The organism is Georgenia halophila, from assembly GCF_039541595.1.
In genome coordinates, this window is the sequence record NZ_BAABGN010000008.1 from 181964 (window position 1) to 200123 (window position 18160).

The 18160-nt window shown below is 72.9% G+C and carries 16 protein-coding genes; 10 read left to right on the plus strand and 6 right to left on the minus strand.

The annotated features are described in order from the left end of the window. Window positions 1–67: 67 nt before the first annotated feature. Both miaA and dapF read left to right on the plus strand, forming a co-directional pair. Window positions 68–1003 (plus strand): tRNA (adenosine(37)-N6)-dimethylallyltransferase MiaA, encoded by a 936-nt coding sequence (miaA, locus tag ABD907_RS09870; RefSeq protein WP_345216076.1) that lies wholly within the window; start codon window positions 68–70, stop codon window positions 1001–1003. Next, a complete protein-coding gene (gene dapF / locus ABD907_RS09875) occupies window positions 1000–1923 on the plus strand; it encodes a diaminopimelate epimerase (RefSeq protein ID WP_345216077.1) in 924 nt (307 codons plus the stop codon). The genes miaA and dapF overlap by 4 nt, the downstream gene beginning before the upstream one ends. Before the next feature lie 11 nt (window positions 1924–1934). Here dapF and ABD907_RS09880 read toward each other — a convergent pair whose 3' ends face one another. Next, the gene (locus ABD907_RS09880) at window positions 1935–2561 is read right to left on the minus strand and encodes a class I SAM-dependent methyltransferase (protein ID WP_345216078.1); all 627 of its coding nucleotides are present in this window, start codon (window positions 2559–2561) and stop codon (window positions 1935–1937) included. Between the two features lie 144 nt (window positions 2562–2705). On the opposite strand from ABD907_RS09880, the gene hflX reads away from it, so the two are divergent. From hflX to ABD907_RS09895, 3 genes are read left to right on the plus strand one after another with little or no spacing between them, the layout of a single operon-like run. Beyond that, on the plus strand, window positions 2706–4262 hold the full coding sequence (gene hflX / locus ABD907_RS09885; RefSeq protein ID WP_345216079.1) for a GTPase HflX: 1557 nt from the start codon (window positions 2706–2708) through the stop codon (window positions 4260–4262). Between the two features lie 4 nt (window positions 4263–4266). Then, window positions 4267–6324 (plus strand): ATP-dependent DNA helicase, encoded by a 2058-nt coding sequence (locus ABD907_RS09890; RefSeq protein ID WP_345216080.1) that lies wholly within the window; start codon window positions 4267–4269, stop codon window positions 6322–6324. A gap of 48 nt (window positions 6325–6372) precedes the next feature. Continuing rightward, on the plus strand, window positions 6373–7380 hold the full coding sequence (locus ABD907_RS09895) for an L-lactate dehydrogenase (protein ID WP_345216081.1): 1008 nt from the start codon (window positions 6373–6375) through the stop codon (window positions 7378–7380). A 12-nt stretch (window positions 7381–7392) separates the two neighbouring features. Here the strand turns inward: ABD907_RS09895 and lexA are convergent, their stop codons facing one another. Then, window positions 7393–8091 carry a transcriptional repressor LexA gene (lexA, locus tag ABD907_RS09900; RefSeq protein WP_345216082.1) on the minus strand — a complete coding sequence of 233 codons (699 nt, stop codon included), beginning with the start codon at window positions 8089–8091 and terminating at the stop codon, window positions 7393–7395. A gap of 233 nt (window positions 8092–8324) precedes the next feature. Between lexA and ABD907_RS09905 the strand changes: the two genes are divergently transcribed. Together ABD907_RS09905 and nrdR are read left to right on the plus strand one after the other, a co-directional pair. Further along, window positions 8325–8792, plus strand: a complete 468-nt coding sequence (locus tag ABD907_RS09905; RefSeq protein WP_345216083.1) for a LysM peptidoglycan-binding domain-containing protein — start codon at window positions 8325–8327, stop codon at window positions 8790–8792. Between the two features lie 119 nt (window positions 8793–8911). Continuing rightward, window positions 8912–9466, plus strand: coding sequence for a transcriptional regulator NrdR (nrdR, locus tag ABD907_RS09910; RefSeq protein WP_345216084.1), 555 nt, complete (start codon window positions 8912–8914; stop codon window positions 9464–9466). A gap of 57 nt (window positions 9467–9523) precedes the next feature. Here nrdR and mgrA read toward each other — a convergent pair whose 3' ends face one another. From mgrA to ABD907_RS09925, 3 genes are all read right to left on the minus strand, one after another. Then, window positions 9524–10558 carry an L-glyceraldehyde 3-phosphate reductase gene (gene mgrA, locus ABD907_RS09915; protein WP_345216085.1) on the minus strand — a complete coding sequence of 345 codons (1035 nt, stop codon included), beginning with the start codon at window positions 10556–10558 and terminating at the stop codon, window positions 9524–9526. A gap of 3 nt (window positions 10559–10561) precedes the next feature. Further along, window positions 10562–11797 carry a phosphoglycerate dehydrogenase gene (serA, locus tag ABD907_RS09920; RefSeq protein ID WP_345216086.1) on the minus strand — a complete coding sequence of 412 codons (1236 nt, stop codon included), beginning with the start codon at window positions 11795–11797 and terminating at the stop codon, window positions 10562–10564. A 76-nt stretch (window positions 11798–11873) separates the two neighbouring features. After that, window positions 11874–14174, minus strand: a complete 2301-nt coding sequence (locus ABD907_RS09925) for a HelD family protein (protein WP_345216087.1) — start codon at window positions 14172–14174, stop codon at window positions 11874–11876. Window positions 14175–14422: 248 nt separating this feature from the next. Between ABD907_RS09925 and ABD907_RS09930 the strand changes: the two genes are divergently transcribed. From ABD907_RS09930 to ABD907_RS09940, 3 genes are all read left to right on the plus strand, one after another. Next, complete coding sequence (locus ABD907_RS09930; RefSeq protein ID WP_345216088.1) at window positions 14423–15355, plus strand: proteasome assembly chaperone family protein; 933 nt, start codon at window positions 14423–14425, stop codon at window positions 15353–15355. Window positions 15356–15401: 46 nt separating this feature from the next. Then, the gene (locus ABD907_RS09935) at window positions 15402–16721 is read left to right on the plus strand and encodes an MFS transporter (protein ID WP_345216089.1); all 1320 of its coding nucleotides are present in this window, start codon (window positions 15402–15404) and stop codon (window positions 16719–16721) included. Window positions 16722–16932: 211 nt separating this feature from the next. Beyond that, a complete protein-coding gene (locus ABD907_RS09940; protein WP_345216090.1) occupies window positions 16933–17139 on the plus strand; it encodes a cold-shock protein in 207 nt (68 codons plus the stop codon). A 95-nt stretch (window positions 17140–17234) separates the two neighbouring features. On the opposite strand, the gene ABD907_RS09945 is transcribed toward ABD907_RS09940, so the two are convergent. After that, window positions 17235–18089, minus strand: coding sequence for a spermidine synthase (locus tag ABD907_RS09945; protein ID WP_345216091.1), 855 nt, complete (start codon window positions 18087–18089; stop codon window positions 17235–17237). Window positions 18090–18160: the final 71 nt, after the last annotated feature.

An 18160-nucleotide genomic window follows, 5' to 3' on the forward strand; every position in this document is an offset into this window, starting at 1 on the left:
TACGAGCGTAGCGGTCCGAGCCGTCCCGACCGCAGGAACCGACCGGCGGGCAGGTAGGTTGGCGGGCGTGCGAGCGGGTCAGGAGCGGGTCGTCGCGGTCGTCGGGATGACCGCCACCGGCAAGTCGGCGCTCGCCCTCGACCTCGCCGAGGCGCTCGGCGGGCCGGACGCCGTCGAGGTCGTCAACGCCGACGCGATGCAGCTCTACCGCGGCATGGACATCGGCACCGCCAAGCTGGCCCAGCACGAACGGCGCGGCATCGCCCACCACCAGCTCGACGTCCTCGACGTCACCGAGGACGCCTCCGTCGCCGCCTACCAGCGCGAGGCGCGTGCGGAACTCGAGGCCATCCGCTCTCGCGGCCGCCTCCCCGTGCTCGTCGGGGGCTCCGGGCTCTACGTGCGCGCCGTGCTGGACCGCCTCGAGTTCCCCGGCACCGACCCCGACGTGCGCGCGGAGCTCGAGCAGCGGGCCGAGCGGCACGGCACCCACCCCCTGCACGACGAGCTCGCCTCCCGCGACCCGGACGCGGCCGCCCGGATCGACCCGCGCAACGTCCGCCGCGTCGTCCGGGCGCTCGAGGTCATCACCGTCACCGGCCGGCCGTTCTCAGCCTCGATGCCCGAGCACACGTACGCGATACCGGCCGTCCAGCTCGCCCTCGACGTGCCCCGCGAGCAGCTCGACGCCCGCATCGCCGCCCGGGCGGCGCAGATGCTGGAAGGCGGCCTGCTCGAGGAGACCGAACGGCTCCTCGCCGCCGGCCTGGAGCACGGCGCCACCGCGTCGCGTGCCGTCGGCTACGCGCAGGCCCGGGACGTCCTCGCCGGGCGCCTGAGCACTGAGCAGGCGGTCGAGGCCATCGCCCGGGCCACCCGGCAGCTGGCCAGGCGTCAGGAGAAGTGGTTCCGTCGCGACCCACGTGTCCACTGGCTGCCCGCCGGGGACGGTGTCGAGCGCGTCGACACGCTCGACGCCGCTGTGCGTACCCTGCGGGCATGACTTCCTTCGGCGTCCTGGCCGGACGCACCCTCGTCACCGGTCACGGCACCGAGAACGACTTCGTCCTCGTGCCGGACCCGGACGGCGAGCTCACCATCACCCCTTCCGAGGTTGCGGCGGTCTGCGACCGCCACGCCGGTGTCGGCGGTGACGGCCTCATCCGTGTCGTCCGCTCGGGCGCCCTGACCGCCGGCGCCGACCTGCTCGCCGAGCATCCCGACGCGGAGTGGTTCATGGACTACCGCAACGCCGACGGGTCCTACGCCGAGATGTGCGGCAACGGCGTCCGCGTCTTCGTGCACTACCTGCGCACCGCCGGCCTGATCGACCTCGACGACGGTGGATCCGTCGTGGTCGGCACGCGCGGCGGCGCGCGGCGGGTCACCCGCGAGGGTGAGCAGTACACGGCGGACATGGGGCGCTGGTGGCTGCCCGGTGCGGAGCAGGCCGCCGCGCAGGGGCACGACGTCGTCGTGGACATCCCCGGCCTGGACGGACCGCGCGGAGGGCTACGGATCGCCGTCCCGAACCCCCACGTCGTGGTCGCGCTGCCTGACGAGGCCTCGCTGGCCGCCGCGCACCTCATTCTCGACGGCGCGTCGCAGCCGACCTACGAACCCGTGCCGCCCGAGGGCACCAACCTCGAGCTCGTCGTCCCGCTCGGCGAGAACGTCGACGACGGGTCCGTCGTCGGCGCGGTGCGGATGCGCGTCCTCGAGCGGGGAGTGGGGGAGACCCGGTCCTGCGGGACGGGCACCTGCGCGGCCGCGCTCGCCGTCCGGACCTGGGGCGGTGCCGGCTCGCCCGACACCTGGCGCGTCCTCGTGCCCGGCGGAGAGGTCCGGGTCCGGGTCGACGGCGACCGCGTGCTGCTGACCGGCTCGGCGGAGCTGACCGCCGACGTCGTCCTGCGTGACTGAGGCGACGCTCGTCAGGGGTGCGTGACGGTCAGGACGCGGTACCCCTTGGCGCTGGCGGTGCGGACGACGTCGTGCCCCTCGCCCTCGAGCCAGCGGTGCAGGGAGTCGGCCCCGAGGTTGCGCTGGACCACCAGGTGCGCCCGACCCGTCGGGGACAGCACCTCCAGCCACGTGCGCAACAGCTCGTGCAGCGGCCCCTTGCCGATCCGGATGGGTGGGTTGGACCAGATCTCGTCGACGACCCCGACGCCGTCGCCCGTCCCGGTCAGATCCTTCAGCGCGTCGTCGGGGGAGAGGGCTGTGACGTTTCGCAGACCGAGCGCCGCGGCGTTGCGCGCCGTGAGATCCCGGGCGCGCGGGTTGACGTCGACGCCGAGGACTGTCGCCTCCGGCGACGCCAGTGCCATCGCGAGGGTCAGCGGCCCCCAGCCGCAGCCGACGTCGACGAGCGTGCCGGTCTGCGGCGGGTCGTCGACCGCGTCCAGCAGCACGCGTGTCCCGAGGTCGAGGCGTTCGCCGGAGAACACCCCGGCGGCGACCTGGACCGTCACCTCACGGCCGCGCAGGCGCACGTGGAGGGCACGCGACTCGGCGGCCGAGGCCGGTTCGCGGGAGAAGTAGTGGTCCGGCGTGCTCACCGGCGTCACGCTACCCGGGCCCGGTGCCCGACCGGTTCCGCCGCGCACCGCCCGGGGCTGCTGTCCGCCAGGATCACGGCTGTGGAAAGGGATGGCAGCGGCGGTCGCGGCGTGGGATCCTGGAAGACCCGACGAAAGGACACCATGGCAGGCACCGACCACCCTCTCCCCAGCGAGCGCGGCGGCGTCTCACCCGCCGACGAGCAGGCGGCGGAGGACGTGGTCGCGCGGATCCTCGCGCGCTCCAGCTCGATCAGCTCCGCCGAGGGCACCGCGCTGCAGGGCCGCTACACCGCCGACTCGGACGTCGACGGTGAGCAGCTCGACCGTGAGGAGCGTGCCGCGCTGCGCCGGGTCTCCGGGCTGTCCACCGAGCTCGAGGACGTCACCGAGGTCGAGTACCGCAAGCTGCGCCTCGAGCGCGTCGTCCTGGTGGGCATCTGGTCCTCCGGCACCGCCGCGGGGGCCGAGGTCTCGCTCCGGGAGCTGGCGGCGCTGGCCGAGACGGCCGGCTCTGAGGTCCTCGACGGCCTGCTCCAGCGCCGCGCCACGCCGGACCCCGGGACCTACGTCGGCTCGGGCAAGGCTCAGGAGCTGGCGGATCTCGTCAGCAGCGCCGGCGCGGACACGGTGGTCGTCGACGGGGACCTCAGCCCGTCCCAGCGTCGCGCCCTGGAGGACATCGTCAAGGTCAAGGTCATCGACCGGACCGCGCTCATCCTGGACATCTTCGCCCAGCACGCGAAGTCCCGGGAGGGCAAGGCCCAGGTCGAGCTCGCCCAGCTCGAGTACCTGCTCCCGCGGCTGCGCGGCTGGGGCGAGTCGATGTCCCGCCAGGCAGGCGGTCGGGTCGCCGGCGGCGCCGGCATCGGCTCGCGTGGTCCCGGTGAGACCAAGATCGAGCTCGACCGGCGCCGCATCCGGAGCCGGATGGGCCGCCTGCGTCGTCAGATCAAGGAGATGGAACCCGCTCGCGAGACCAAGCGGGGGTCCCGCCGCAGCCGCCGGATACCCTCGGTGGCGATCGTCGGTTACACCAACGCCGGCAAGTCGTCCCTGCTGAACCGGCTGACCGGCGCCGGGGTCCTGGTCGAGGACGCGCTGTTCGCCACCCTCGACCCGACCGTCCGGCGGGCCACCACCCCGGACGGGCGCGTCTACACGCTGACCGACACGGTGGGCTTCGTGCGGCACCTGCCCACCGAGCTCGTGGAGGCGTTCCGCTCGACCCTCGAGGAGGCGGCCCAGTCCGACCTGCTGCTGCACGTCGTCGACGCCGCGCACCCGGACCCCGACGGCCAGGTCCGCGCGGTCCGCTCGGTCATCGCGGACCTGCCCGGCGGGGACGACGTGGCCGAGCTCGTCGTCCTCAACAAGGCCGACCTGGCCTCCCCGGACGACCTGGTCGCGCTGCGTACCCGGCACCCGAGCTCCGTGACCGTCTCCGCCCGGACCGGCGCGGGCATCTCGGAGCTGTCCCAGCTGGTCGCCGAGATGCTGCCGCACCCCACGGAGGAGGTCGACGTCGTCGTGCCGTACTCCAGGGGCGACCTCGTCTCCCGCGCGCACTCGGCCGGTGAGGTGCTCTCCGAGCAGTTCGTCGACGACGGCACTCATCTCCGGGCGCTCGTCGACCCGGAGCTTGCCGCGGCGCTGCAGGACGCCGGCACCGCGGGAACCGCCGCGCGGTCCGCGTCCTGACCGGATGAGCAGCTCCGAAGACGAGGATCTCCTCGGCGACGCCGTCGAGGCTGTCGGCGGCTCGCCGCGGGAGGGGCAGCAGCGGATGGCCCGTGCGGTCGGCGAGGCGCTCGACGGCGGCAAGCACCTGCTCGTGCAGGCCGGTACCGGCACGGGCAAGTCGCTCGCCTACCTCGTCCCGGTGCTCGCCGACGCGGCCAAGAGCGGCCGACGGGCGGTGGTCTCGACCGCCACGCTGGCCCTGCAGCGACAGGTGCTCACCCACGACGCGCCGCTGGTCGCCGAGGCCGTGCGCGCCCGGACCGGCACCCGGCCCGACGTGGCCCTGCTCAAGGGCTGGAACAACTACCTGTGCAAGCACAAGGTCGCGGGCGGCTACCCGGCGGAGGAGGAACCCGGGCTCTTCGAGGTCTCCGCGGCCACCGGAACCGACGTCGGCAGCGGCGACCCCGCCGCGGGCGGCCAGCGCGGCAGCCTCGGCGAGCAGGTCACGCGGCTGCGCGAATGGGCCGGCGAGACGGACACCGGCGACCGTGACGACCTGGTCCCCGGCGTGAGCGAACGCGCCTGGCGGCAGGTCTCGGTGACCAAGCTGGAGTGCCTGGGCGGCAGGTGCCCGATGCTCGACGAGTGCTTCCCCGAGGCCGCCCGCCGCTCGGCCCACGAGGCGGACGTCGTCGTCACGAACCACGCCATGCTCGGCATCGCCGCCTCCGGCTCTCCGAACGTGCTGCCCGAGCACGAGGTGCTCGTCGTCGACGAGGCCCACGAGCTCGCCGAGCGGGTCACGGCCCAGGCCACTGGCGAGCTCAGCGCCGGAGTGGTCGAGCGCACCACGCGGCTTGCCCGAAGCCACCTCTCCGGCGCCGACCCCGCCGCCCTCGAGACCCTCGGTGCCGCCGCATCGTCACTGCGGGGCCGGCTCGAGGTCGTCCCCGACGGGCGCCTCCCGGACGGTCTGCCCGCCGACGTCCGGGACGCCGTCGTCCTGCTCGAGTCCGGGACCCGCAACGCGCTCAGCGCCATGAAGCCGCAGCCAGGTTCCGGCGGCGAGGAGGCCGGCGCGGTCGCGACCGCCCGTTCGGCCGTGCTGGCGCTGCACGAGGTCGCGGAACGGCTGCTCGGCGACAGCGTGGCGCAGCGCCGCGACGTGCTGTGGTGCGAGCGCCCGCGCGGCGGGATCGAGCAGGCGCGGCTGCGGATCGCCCCGCTGGACATCGCCGGGCCGGTCGCCACGCAGCTGCTGGCCGGCCGGGCCGCCGTCCTCACCTCGGCCACGCTCTCGCTCGGCGGCACGTTCGAGCCGATGGCCCGCAGCCTCGGGCTGACCCTCGACGACGACGGCGGCTGGGAAGGTCTCGACGTCGGCTCGCCGTTCGACTACCCGCGCCAGGGCATCCTCTACATCGCCCGGCACCTTCCTCCGCCCGGGCGGGACGGGCCGTCCGAGGCCGCGCTGAGCGAGCTGGTCGAGCTCGTCAGGGCGGCCGGCGGCGCCACCCTCGGCCTCTTCTCCTCTCGTCGGGCCGCCGAGATCGCCAGCGAGCGGCTGCGCGACGAGCTGGACACCCCGGTGCTGTGCCAGGGCGACGACCAGCTGCCCTCGCTGGTCCGGTCCTTCGCCGGCGACCAGGCCACCAGCCTCATGGGCACGCTCTCGCTCTGGCAGGGCGTCGACGTCCCCGGGCCCACGTGCCGCCTCGTCGTCATCGACCGCATCCCCTTCCCGCGGCCGGACGATCCGGTCCGCTCGGCACGTTCGGAGGTGGTCAACGCCGCCGGCGGCAACGGCTTCATGAGCGTCGCGGCGACCCATGCGGCGCTCCTGCTCGCGCAGGGATCGGGACGGCTCGTGCGCGGGACCGAGGACCGGGGAGTGGTCGCCGTCCTCGACCCGCGGCTCGCCACCGCCCGGTACGGCACCTTCCTCACGCGGTCGATGCCGCCGCTGTGGCGCACCCACGACGGCGAGGTGACCCGATCCGCGCTGCGCCGCCTGGCTGCCGGTGCCGGCTCCCCGAGCACCGCCGAGCCCTCGCCCGCCGGAGTGGTCCGGGCCTAGCCTGTGACGACGCCGGCAGCGCCGGTCGTGGAGCAGAGGGAGAAGCCCGTGAGCGAGCCTGCCGACGTCAGGACCGCAGCCCAGCCACCGCAAGGACCGGCCGGGGAGCGGCGGCGCAGCAAGGTCGCGATCGTCGGCGCGGGCGCGGTCGGCTCCACGCTCGCGTACGCGTGCCTCCTTCGTGGTGCGTCGCGGGAGGTGGTGCTTTTCGACCGGAACCCGGAGAAGGTGGAGGCGCAGGCTCTCGACATCGCCCACGGCATCGCCTTCACGCCGATGGGCACGGTGGACGGCTCGGACGACATCGCCATCTGCACCGATGCCGACGTCGTGGTCGTCACCGCGGGCGCGAAGCAGAAGCCCGGCCAGTCCCGGCGCGAGCTGGCGGGCGCCACGATCGGCATCATGCGGGAGCTGATCCCGCGGCTGACGGCTGTCGCGCCGGACGCGACCTACATCATGGTGGCCAACCCGGTCGACGCGGTCACCTACGCCTCGCTGGCGATCTCCGGCCTTCCGGAGAGCCGGTTCTTCGGGTCGGGGACCGTGCTCGACAGCTCTCGGCTGCGGTACTTGGTCGCGCAGGAGTGCGGTGTAGCCGTGCAGAACGTGCACGCCTACATCGCCGGCGAGCACGGCGACTCCGAGCTGCCCCTGTGGACCTCGGCGATGATCGGTGCGGTCCCGCTGCTCGAGTGGGGCGCCAGGTCCGGCGGCGGGGCGTTGGACGAGGCGACGCGCAACCGGATCGCGGACGAGGTCGTCACCTCCGCCTACCGGATAATCGCCGGCAAGGGTGCCACCAACTACGCCATCGGGCTGGCGGTGGTGCGCATCATCGAGGCCGTCCTGCGCGACGAGCACCTCGTGCTCTCGGTGTCCAGTCGCCTGGACGACTATCTGGGCATCTCGGACACGTGCCTGTCCGTGCCCTCCATCGTCGGCAAGTCGGGGGTCAACAGGCAGCTCGTGCCGGTCGTCAGCGACCATGAGCTGAGCGGGCTGCAGAGCAGCGCCGAGGAGGTGCGCTCCATCACCCGCCAGTTCGGGTTCTGATCTCCGCGACGGTCACAGGCTCCGCAGGACGGTGACGACACGTCCGAGCACCTGCGCGTCATCACCCGGGATGGGGGAGAACGCCGGGTTCTGCGGCAGCAGCCACACATGGCCGTCCTTGTGCTGGAAGGTCTTCACGGTGGCCTCGCCGTCGATCATCGCGGCGACGATCTCGCCGTTCTCCGCCACCTGCTGGCGGCGCACGACGACCCAGTCGCCGTCGCAGATGGCGGCATCGATCATCGACTCGCCCACGACCTTGAGCAGGAAGAGCTCGCCCTCGCCGACCAGCTGGCGCGGGAGCGCGAAGACGTCCTCGACGGCCTGCTCGGCGAGGATCGGACCACCGGCGGCGATACGCCCGACGACGGGGACGAACGTGGGTGCCGGCGCGTCGGAGACGTCGAGCCCGGTCAGGCCCTCGTCGTCGACGGTGCCGAGCGGTCCGGCCGTGGGGTGGACCACCTCGATCGCCCGGGGACGGTTCGGGTCGCGGCGGACGTAGCCCTTGCGCTCGAGCGCGCCGAGCTGGTGCTTGACCGACGACGGGCTGGTCAGCCCCACGGACTCACCGATCTCTCGCATGCTCGGCGGGTAGCCGCGACTGACCACGGCCCGCTGGATCGTGTCGAGGATCAGCCGCTGCCGGTCTGTGAGGCCCGAGGCGTGGTCCGCCCCGCCGCTGTCGCTCGGCTTCTCGACGGTGGTCACGGCGGCTTCCCTTCGTTGACGGGTCCAGCCGGAGCATCCGCGCTCCGGCGTCGATGTCAGTGGTCGGTGGTGTGCTGTCGAACGTCAGCGTAGAAGGCCTGGGCCACCAGATCAAACAATTGTTCGACATGGCGTGTCGGGCGGTTGGGGTCGACAGATGTCGCCGGACCCTCCTAGTCTACGTACAGACGTTCGACGAACAACAGTTCGACCCACGATCGGAGCTGAGCCAGATGAGCGCACTGACCGCCCACCCCGCGGTGGTGCCCGGCCCGTCCCGGGCACGAGCCCGCCGACACCTGGAGCTCGTCCGTCCCGGGTTCGTCGGACAGCCGGCAGCGCCGGCCCGGATGGCGCAGGCACCCGCCAGCGCCGCGCCGGCCGCGGCCCCGGGGGCCGCCGCCCCGCCGATGCGGCTGACCGTCCGCGGCCGCCGCGTCCTGGCGACGCTGGGCCTGGTCGCCGCGACGGCGATGTCGGTCGCCGTCGGCGGCTGGGCGGGATCGGCCGTAGCGGAGCCCGCTCCCGCGGCTGCGGAGACCGTCACGGTCGCCCCCGGTCAGACCCTCTGGGCGGTGGCCGACGCCAACGCCGGTCCGGGGACCGACGTGCGCGAGCTCGTCGAGCAGATCGTGGCCATCAACGGCCTCGAGTCGACCGAGCTGCACGTGGGGCAGCAGCTTCAGGTGCCGCGAGGCTGACGCAGTTGCGCCCGTACCCGGCGCCGACCTACGGTGCCTCAGGTGTCCGCACGGCCGGGGACCGGCCGGCACGGGTCGGGAGCCCTGGACGAACGACGGCCGCAGGGAGGAGCTCGACGGTGCACTGCCCGTTCTGTCGGCGCGTCGACACGCGCGTCGTGGACTCGCGCACGGCCGAGGACGGCTCCGCGATCCGGCGACGCAGGCAGTGTCCCGAGTGCGGGCGGCGGTTCAGCACGGTGGAGACGGCGAGCCTGACGGTGGTCAAGCGCTCCGGCGCCAAGGAGCCCTTCAGCCGCGACAAGGTCATCGCCGGCGTGCGAAAGGCCTGCCAGGGCAGGCCGGTCTCCGACGACGACCTCGCGCTGCTCGCCCAGCAGGTCGAGGAGTCCGTCCGCGCCACCGGTGCGGCACAGGTGGACGCCGACGAGATCGGCCGCGCCATCCTCGGACCGCTGCGTCGCCTGGACGAGGTCGCCTTCCTGCGCTTCGCCAGCGTGTACTCGTCCTTCACCAGCCTGGAGGACTTCGAGAACGCCATCGACACCCTTCGCGCCGACCGCGCCACGGCCCCGGAAGAGGCGGCGGACGCGGGCGCCGGCCCCGGACGGACGACGGACCAGTCCGCTACGCTGGGCGAAGCCGAGCCGGCCGAGGAGGCCTCGGCACACTGACCGCCGTCGGCGGAGGCGGAGGGGAAGCCGTCTCCGCCGACGGCCAGCTCGTGGCCGCTACAGGTCCGACGAGCGCGGCGCCCAGATGTTGATGCCGGCGTTCACCGAGTGCTCCTCGATGGCGTCGAGCTCCGCGTCGGTGAACGCGAGCTTGTCCAACGCCGCGACCGAGTCCTCCAGCTGTCGCACGCTCGAGGCGCCGACCAGCGCGGTCGTCACCCGAGGGTCGCGCAGCACCCACGCGATCGCCATCTGCGCGAGGCTCTGGCCGCGACCCGCGGCGATCTGGTTGAGGGCGCGCACCCGCTCGAGCGTCTCCGGAGCGAGGAACTCCTCCTTGAGGGGGCCGCCCTGGGCGGCCCGCGAGTCCTGCGGGACACCGTCGAGGTACTTGTCGGTGAGCATGCCCTGCGCCAGCGGCGAGAAGACGACGGCGCCCGTGCCGGACTCGCCGAGCACGTCCAGCACGTTCGGGTCGCCCTCCTCGACCCACCGGTTCAGCAGCGAGTACGAGGGCTGGTGGACGAGGACTTCCAGCCCGATCTCCTGCGCGACCGCCAGCGCCTCCTGGGTCCGTTCGGCGGAGTACGAGGAGATGCCGGCGTAGAGCGCGCGCCGGGAGTCGACCGCGGTCTTGAGAGCGCCAAGGGTCTCGCGCAGCGGCGTCGTCGGGTCGAAGCGGTGGCTGTAGAAGATGTCGACGTAGTCCAGGCCGAGGCGGTCGAGCGACTGGTCGAGGGACGCCAGGAGGTACTTGCGCGACCCACCGTCGCCGTACGGTCCCGGCCACTGGAGATAGCCGGCCTTCGTCGAGACGACGAGCTCGTCGCGCAGATCCCGCAGATCCTCCGCCAGCATGCGGCCGAAGTTCCGCTCCGCGGCGCCGGGCGGCGGGCCGTAGTTGTTGGCCAGATCGATGTGCGTGATGCCGAGGTCGACGGCCCGCAGCACGATCTCGCGCTGGCGCTCGTAAGGCGTCGTCTCGCCGAAGTTCTGCCAGAGGCCGAGGGCGATCGCCGGCAGGTCCAGACCGCTGCGTCCGCACCGGCGGTAGGTCATCGTGTCGTAGCGGTCGTCGGCGGGGGTGAACATCGGCTACTCGTCCTCGTCGGCGTCGCTCGATCCGGGCCGGGCCAGCACGCGCAGGCGCAGCGTGTCCTCCATCTCGCTGACGGCGGCGACCGCCTCCCGGGGGAGCTCGGAGCTGATGTCGGTGACCACGTAGCCGATCTCGCCGAGCGTGCCGAGGATCTGGCCCTCGATGTTGGCGCCGTGCTCGGCGAACGTCTGGTTGACCAGGGCGAGGACGCCCGGGGTGTTCCGATGCACGAACGCGATGCGGTACCGCGCCGAGTCGGAGGCCGGCAGGCTCAGGCGCGGCAGGTTCACCGCGAGGTCGGTCGAGCCGGCGTTCGCGTACTTGGCGATCTTCCCGGCCACGAAGTGACCGATGTTCTCCTGTGCCTCCTGGGTGGAGCCGCCGACGTGTGGGGTGAGGATCACGTTGGGCAGGTTGCGCAGCTCGGACTCGAAGGGGTCGCCGTTGCCCCTCGGCTCGTTCGGGAAGACGTCGACCGCGGCACCGGAGATGGACCCGTCCAGGATCTTCTCCCGAAGGGTGGCGTAGTCGACCAGGAATCCGCGGGAGAGGTTGAGGAACGCGGCGCCGTGCTTCATCTGCTCGAACTGGCGCCGGTCGAACATCCCGGCGTTGCCGGGCCGCCCGTCGACGTGCAGCGTGACGATGTCGGAGACGGCCAGCAGCTCGGCGAGCGAACCCGTCCGGTGCGCGTTGCCCAGCGCGAGCTTCTCCGCCGTGTCGTAGAAGACCACCCGCAGGCCGAGCGCCTCGGCCACCACGGACAGCTGGGTACCGATGTTCCCGTAGCCGACGATGCCGAGAGTGCGTCCGCGCACCTCGTGGGAGCCGGACGACGTCTTGTCCCAGGTGCCCGCGTGCATCGCCTTGTCGCGCACGGTCAGGCGGCGGGTCAGCGCGATGATCTCCGCGACGGCGAGCTCGACGACGGACCGGGTGTTCGAGAACGGCGCGTTGAAGACCGCGATGCCGCGACGGGCGGCCGCCCGCAGGTCGATCTGGTTCGTGCCGATGCAGAAGGCGCCGATCGCGGTGAGACCCGGATGGGCGTCGAGGACCCGCTCGGTGACCTGCGTGCCCGAACGGATGCCGAGGAGGTCGACGCCCGCGAGGGCCTCGATCAGGTCGTCCTCGCCGAGCGCACCGGGGTGGCGCACGACCTCGAAACCCGCCCGGGAGAGGATGGGATCGGCGTCCGGGTGCGGATTCTCAAGGAGGAGTGCGCGTGCCACGGGCCCCATGCTCAGCCTCCTGCACCACGAGCGGCAAGTTGGTCCAGCAGGCGGTCATGTCGCCGCACCGCGGGCCTCACGACCGCGCCTCGAAACCGGCGGGCAGCGGCCCGGCGTGCACGACGTGCAGGCGACGGGTCGGGCGGGTCATCGCCACGTAGAGGTCTCCGGTGCCGCCGGAGAGGATCCCGTCGGGCTCGGTGAGCACGACGACGTCGTACTCCAGGCCCTTCGCCTCGACGGCGGAGACGACGGCGACGCGTGCGTCCAGCGGGTCCGCGCCCCCGGGGGCCAGCGCCTCGCTCGTCACCCTGCGAGCCTCGAGAGCGTCCGTCACCGCCCGCTGCCACCCGGCCGGCACGATGACCGCGAGGCGTCCCGACCCGGGACCGACCTCGGCGTCCAGCCCGGCGAGCTCGCGCTCGACGACGCCGGCCGTCTCGCCGAGGACGTCCGCCTCCGACGTCGCGGACGTCACCAGGGCGTCCGGGAGGTCGCGGGCCGCGCGGACCGGGAAGGCGGGCTCGGCGCCCATCAGGGTCATCACCTCGGTGGCGGTGTCCATGACCGCCGCCGGCGTGCGGTAGCTGACCGTGAGGACGGCCTCGCGCACGTGCTCGTCCGCTGCCCCGCCGAGGACCTCCGCCCAGGAGCTCGCCGGCCGGTGCCCGCTGCGCTGGGCAAGGTCGCCGACCACCGTCACGGACCTGGAGGGGCAGCGGCGCAGCAGCGCGCGCCAAGCCATGGGGGAGAGCTCCTGCGCCTCGTCGACCACCACGTGGCCGTACGTCCAGGACCGGTCCTCCGCGGCGCGCTCCGCCGTGGTCAGCCGCGGCCCGCCGGCCGAGAACCGGTCGGCGAGCATCTCGGCGGTCACCAGACCGTCACCGAGCTCCTGGTTCTCGATCGCCTCGGCGGCGAACCGGATCTCCTCGGCCTGGCGGCGCCGGTCCTCCGCCGCGGCGCGGGCCTGCTCGGCCTGCTCGTGCGGGCCGAGCAGCTCCGCGAGCTCGTCGAGGAGGGGGACGTCCGCGACCGTCCACGGCGAGCCCTTCGCACGCTCGAGGAGCGCCCGGTCCGCCGGTGCCAGCCCTCGCGCGTGGCGGGCGAGCAGGTCGGGGCGTGCGTACAGGCGCTCGAGGAGTCCTTGCGCCGTGGTGGGCATCCAGCAGAGGTTGACGGCGCGACGCACGTCGCGGGCGGTGCGCACGTCCTCCCGGAGCCAGCCGCGCTCGTCGTCGTCACGCTCCCCGCCGCGCGCGACCGTGTACTCCTTGACCAGGCCGTCCAGGACGGCCAGGGCGAACGTCTCGCGCGCCTGGTTGTGGGCGAGCCCGGTGCGGCGTGCGCGGCTCACCGCGGCGCGCACGTCGTCGGGGTGCAGGTGCAGCGTGACGCCCTCGACGTTCAGCTCCTGGACGGAGTCGGGCACCCGCTGCAGGCCCCGGACGGCACGGCCGAGAACCTGGGCCATGACGGTCCGGCCCTTGACCTCTGCGACCTCGGCCGCCTCGGTGGCGGTCGCCGTCGTGCCCGGCAGGAGGTCCGCCATGGTGGTGGCGACGACGTCGGTCTCACCGAGGGAGGGCAGCACCTGCTCGATGTAGCGCAGGAACACCTTGGACGGACCCACCAGCAGCACGCCGGAGCGCGCGAGACGTTCGCGGTGCGCGTAGAGCAGGTACGCGGCCCGGTGCAGCGCGACCGCGGTCTTGCCCGTGCCCGGGCCGCCCTGCACGACCAGCACGCCGTCCAGGGGAGAGCGGATGACGGCATCCTGCTCCGCCTGGATGGTCGCGACGATGTCGCCCATGCGGCCCTCGCGGGCGGCCGACATGGCAGCGAAGAGCGCGCCCTCGCCGGTCAGGCTGTCACCGACCCGGTCGACCTCGTCGGCATCGAGCAGCTCGTCCTCCACGCCCACGACGGAACGCCCCCGCGTCATGAGGTGACGGCGACGGACCACGCCGGCGGGGTGCGCCGCGGTGGCCTGGTAGAAGGGCTGGGCGCTGGGGGCCCGCCAGTCCACCAGGAGCTGGCTGTGCTCGGCGTCGGACATGCCGATGCGTCCGACGTAGCGCGGATCGTCGTCGTCGCGCAGGTCGATGCGGCCGAAGACGAGACGGTTCTCCACCATCTCGAGGCGGGCGAGGGTGTCCTCGTAGTGGGCGGCGAAGGCGTCCCGCTCCGAGCGGTTCTGGTGCGTGCCGACGGCGCCGATGCGCCGGACCTCCACGAGGCGTTCGCGGTACGCGGCCCGAAGCTCGTCGAGACGGGTGTAGACCACCTCCAGGTACTGCTGCTCCTGGGCGACGGCGGCCTCGACGGTGGCCGCCGGCGAGGCGTGTTGCTGCGGCGTGAAAGCCTCTCCTGGCACGCGGGCTCCTCAGTCCTGATGGTGTGCTGCCGGCACACGGCCAACCATTATCTGTCACCGGGGCCGGTCGCGTCGCGTCCTCACCGTCTCGATCGTGCCGAGTGCGGTGTGGCACTGGTCTCCCGGGCCGCCACGGCACGTGCGCGCATCGGTGGAATGATCCTGCAGGGCAGGGTGTTCCCACTTGTGTAGCCAGCCCGGCCGGATCTCGGCCGGACACTGACGACCGGACGGAAGGAGAGGCGCACGTGCGTGACCCTCAGGACCTGTACACCGTGAGCCACGGGGCTCTGGACGACAGCAACCCCGTGCCGGTGTTCGTGCATGCCCTCCGCGGATCGCTCGACGCCGGCCACGCCGGCGAGATGGTCGCCCGGCACCTGCTCGGCTCGATGCCGTCGCAGCGCGTGGCGACCTTCGAGGCCGACGAACTCATCGACTACCGGTCGCGGCGACCGGCCATGACCTTCGAGGACTGGCGGTACACCGACTACGACGAGCCCGTGGTGGCCCTCGACCTCCTGCGCGACGCGGACGGCGACGAGCTCCTGCTGCTCCACGGTCCCGAGCCGGACCTGCAGTGGGACCGTTTCACCACCGCCGTGATCGGACTGATCGAGCAGCTCGGCGTCCAGCGCACCATCGGTGTCCACGGGATCCCGATGGCCGTGCCGCACACCCGGCCGATCAGCGTCACCGCGCACGCGACCCGCGACGAGCTCATCGACCCCCAGCGTCACGTCATGGGCCGGCTGCAGGTGCCCGGGAACGTCGCGGGCCTCCTCGAGCTGCGGCTCGGCCGCGCCGGTCACGACGCGCTCGGTTTCGCCGCGAACGTGCCCCACTACCTGGCACAGTCCGAGTACCCGCAGGCCGCCGCGGCGCTCGTGCGGCAGATCGCCGCGAGCACCGGCCTGAGCCTGCCCACCGAGGAGCTCGAGTCGGCCGCGGCCGCGACCGCGCGCGAGATCGACGAGCAGGTCTCCGCCTCGGAGGAGGTCGGGGCAGTGGTCCACGCGCTGGAGAAGCAGTACGACGCCTTCATGGAGGCCGCTGCCCAGCCGAACCACACCACCCTCCTCGCGGAGCCGGCGCTGCCCAGCGCCGACGAGATCGGTGCCGAGCTCGAGCAGTTCCTCGCCGGGCTGGACGAGGAGGACCCCCCGCCGCAGGAGGGCTGAGCGTCCGGGACGTCGACCGCGCCGCTGACCTGAGACACTGCGCGCCGTGTCCCCGTTCAAGGCCCCCGCCCCGCGCCGGGCGGCCCTGACCGTCTGGGGAGCGGCGCTCGCGGCCTACGTGGCCGCCGTCGCCGGTCGCACCTCCTTCGGCGTGGTCGGCCTGCAAGCGGCGGAGCGGTTCGACGTCTCCGCCACGGCCCTGTCGCTGTTCTCGGTCCTCCAGCTGGCGGTGTACGCCGGCGCCCAGGTGCCGGTCGGTGCCCTGCTGGACCGGGTCGGCAGCCGGACCATGCTGCTCGGCGGCGGCGTCGTGCTCGCCCTCGCGCACCTCCTGCTCGCGTTCGCCGAGACCTTCCCGGCCGCTCTGGCGGCACGGGTCCTCGTCGGACTCGGGGACGCCGCCACGTTCGTACCGGTGATCCGGCTGCTGCCCGCCTGGTTCCCCGCTGGACGCGTCCCGGTCCTGACGCAGGTCACCAGCCTGGTCGGACAGGCCGGGCAGATCATCTCCGCCGTCCCGTTCCTCGGCCTCGTCGTCGCACGGGGATGGACGACGGCGTTCGCCGCGCTGTCGTGCCTCGGCGTCGTGACGATCGTCACGACGCTGCTGCTGGTGCGCAACCGCCCCAGGGACGCCCCCGCACCGGCGCGGAACCAGCAGCGGGACGTGCCCCTGCGTGCGGTGCTCCACGAGCCGGGCGCGTGGCTCGGTCTGTCCACCCACTTCGTCTGCCTGTTCCCGGCCAACACCTTCCTGCTTTTGTGGGGCGTGCCGTTCCTGACCGCCGGGCAGGGCGTCAGCGCGGAGGCGGCGAGCCTGCTGCTGAGTCTCACGGCCCTCACCGGCGTCGTCACAGGCCCGGTCACCGGCGTGCTGACCGGACGTCACCCGTTGCGGCGCTCGTGGCTGGTTCTCGGTTCCGTGGCGGCGTGCCTGGTCGCCTGGGCGAGCGTTCTCCTGCCGGCCACGCCCCGGCCGCTCTGGCAGCTCGCCCTCCTCGCCGTCACCCTCGGCGCAATGATGTCCGCGGCCGGGATCGGCTTCGACTTCGCGCGCACCTTCGTGCCGCCGGCACGCTTCGGCACCGCCACCGGGCTGGTCAACGTCGGCGGCTTCAGTGCCTCGCTGATCTCGATTTTCCTCGTGGGAGCGATCCTCGACCTCGTCGGGGGGCCGCACACGCTGGCCGACTATCGGTTGGCGCTGTCGTCGCAGGTTCTGCTGTGGGTGATGGGGCTGACCGGGGTGCTGGTGTTCCGCCGCGCGGCCCGCCGTCGGATGGCCGAACGGACCGGTGTGGTCGTCCCACCGGTGCGTCAGGCGCTTGCGCGGCGGCGGTCTCGCAGGCGCGACGCTCCGCAGTGAGCGAACTCTCTAGCAACTTTCGGGAGATGTCTGCCATGCTAAGGGTGTTGCATCTGCGTTTCCCTGACGTGCTGTACGGGGCTTCGTCGGCCCCACGGATGCCGACCACCTCGGTGGCCGGTGCCCGGGCAAGGAAGTGGGACGAGGTAGTGCGGCGAGATAGGACAGGCATTCGGTCTGTCCGACCGACGTCCCGGAAGGACACAGCACAATGGCACAGGGAACCGTTAAGTGGTTCAACTCTGAAAAGGGCTACGGCTTCATCGAGCAGGACGGTGGCAACGCCCCCGACGTGTTCGTGCACTACAGCGCGATCCAGGCGGACGGCTACCGTTCGCTCGAGGACGCCCAGCGCGTCGAGTTCGAGATCACCCAGGGCCCCAAGGGCCCGCAGGCGGAGAACGTTCGCCCGCTCTGAGACCTCAGGTCGTGATTGACTGACGGCCGTAGAGAGGCCCGCACCCCTTCGGGGGTGCGGGCCTTTCGTCTACCCCGGGCGTCTCAGAGCCCCGCTCAGGTGCTCTCACCAGAGGCCGGGACGACGTCGCGGACCGGGACGTTCGTCCCGCGGAAGCGGTCCAGCTCGGGCCCGGCCAGGAGCCGGACGGGCAGCGGCAGCCGCCGCAGACCGCGTTCGACCTCTGTCAGCGGGAAGGGTTGGTCGGAGGCCGCCAGCACGACGTTGCCGTAGCGCCGGCCGCGCAGGATGGCCGGGTCGGTCACGAGGATCACGTGTGCAAAGGTCTGCTGCAGCGTGGCGACCTCCACACGTGTCTGGTGCAGCGGCGGTCGGTCGGTGAGGTTCACCAGGTAGAGCCCGCCCGGGACGAGGGCGCGGTGCACCGCGGCAGTCGCCTCCAGCGTGCGGACGTGCCGGGGGACCCGCGCATCCGCGAAGACGTCCCGCACCGCGACCTCCCACGACTGCGGCCGTAGAGCCTCGGTGACCTCCCTCGCATCCCCGGTCCGGATGCGCAGGCGCGGCGAGCGGGGGAGCTTGAACCATCTCCGCACCAGGGCCGCCAGCGCCTCGTCGATCTCGACCGCCAGCTGGGACGAACCCGGCCGCTCGGCCTCCACGGCTCTGGCCAGCGCGCACGCCGCCCCACCCAGGTGCAGGGCACGGACCGGGCCGGCCGGACGGGTGGCGTCCAACAGGACGCACATCTGCTGCATGTACTCGAACTCGAGCTGCGTCGGGTCCGCCAGGTCGACGTGGGAGCTCTCGAAGCCGTCGAGGAAGAGTGTCACCCGGTGCGGCGCGCCCGGCTCGCGTACGAGCTCTGCCATGCCGAGCGACGTCGGGACGGGCTCGGTCGGCAGGTCGGATGTGGGTGCGTCCTGGGACGGTCGACGGCGACGGCTCACCGGTCCACGTTAGCCTGGCCACAGCTCGACCAGCCGGGGTCCGGCGGCCGTCAGCGCAACGACCGGCAGGA